At 45.5% G+C, this 1,275-nt stretch carries 2 protein-coding genes; one reads left to right on the top strand and one right to left on the bottom strand.

All coding sequences use genetic code 11. From position 1 onward, the window contains the following. A partial coding sequence (locus tag F6K49_RS50085) for a WD40 repeat domain-containing protein (RefSeq protein ID WP_293110293.1) occupies window positions 1–507 on the top strand: 507 nt, incomplete at its 5' end. A gap of 34 nt (window positions 508–541) precedes the next feature. On the opposite strand, the gene F6K49_RS50080 is transcribed toward F6K49_RS50085, so the two are convergent. Then, on the bottom strand, window positions 542–1,275 hold a 734-nt coding region (locus F6K49_RS50080; RefSeq protein WP_293110290.1), incomplete at its 5' end, for an Rpn family recombination-promoting nuclease/putative transposase.

Genomic DNA, 1,275 nt, shown 5'->3' with positions numbered 1-1,275 from the left:
ATTTGGGAGTTACCAGGCAATCCATTAGCCTGTTTCACAGGGCATCAGGACAGGGTAACGGATGTAGAATTCAGCCCTGATCTACAGAAGCTGGCCACTGCTTCATACGACAACACTGCCAGAATTTGGGACTTACAGGGCAATCAATTAGCCCTGCTCACAGGCCATCAGGGCTGGGTAATTGATGTAGAATTCAGCCCTGATCGACAGAGGCTGGCCACTGCTTCATCCGACGGGACTGCCAGAATTTGGGACTTACAGGGCAATCAATTAGCCGTACTCACAGGCCATCAGGACTGGGTAACGAGTGTAGCATTCAGCCCAGATGGAAAGAAGCTGGCCACTGCTTCATTGGATCGCACTGTCAGAATTTGGAAGGTTGAAAGTTTAGGTGATCTGCTGCGTCGGGGCTGTGAATTGCTGGAAGATTACTTTGTTAGGCATCCTGAAGCTAAAGATAAGTTATGGGTATGCCAGGGGGAAAAGGGAACAGGGAATAGGGAATAGGGAACAGGCAAGAGGCAATAGGCAATAGGTTCGTTCACAACTGATCAATGTCATCCACACTCAACCCAGTATATTGAGCAATATCCTTCAGGGGTAACCCTGCTGCCTTCATCTGTTTAGCAATCTTTTGTATACCTGCTTGTTCACCTTCTTGTCTACCTTGTTCGAGACCTTCTTGTCTACCTTGTTCGAGACCTTCTTGTCTACCTTGTTCAAGACCTTCCTGAATCAAGGTTTGATTAACACTGTACATATCCCGGTAGACCTTCAGACTATCCTGGTACAGGGCTTGCTCTTCAGAGGAGAAATTGGCAATCTCGGCCACCTCAAATAGCTGGGCAAACACATCCCCTTGCAACGGTTCAGGAGGAGCATTACAGCTCGCCAGATGCCTGAATAAAAATAACCACTTATCAAAATGGGTTTCTAATTGATCAACAGATTTAGTAAATTTCGGTAGTTCTACATAGATGAATTTCAACTTATCGTAGAACACTTCACACCGCTGATTTTTTAGCTCTACCACATGCAACAGTTCTGAATCGTGCTTATGGTCATCAAAACTAAAATCCAGAATACCGACGGTGTAGACTGCCGTTAGCTGATAATTCCAATTTCCCTGTTGCGCCTGTTCTTGGATGGGGAAAGTGGCATAGTAGACACTGCGGTCTTTGAAGAACGTTTGTTTTGCCTTTTGCATTTCCACAATGAAGCGTTCACCGGTTGTGCTCTGACAATAAATATCAAAAATTGCTCTTCTGTCCACTA

This window comes from Moorena sp. SIO3I6 (genome assembly GCF_010672095.1).
This window is presented reverse-complemented; position numbering and strand designations above follow the sequence as displayed.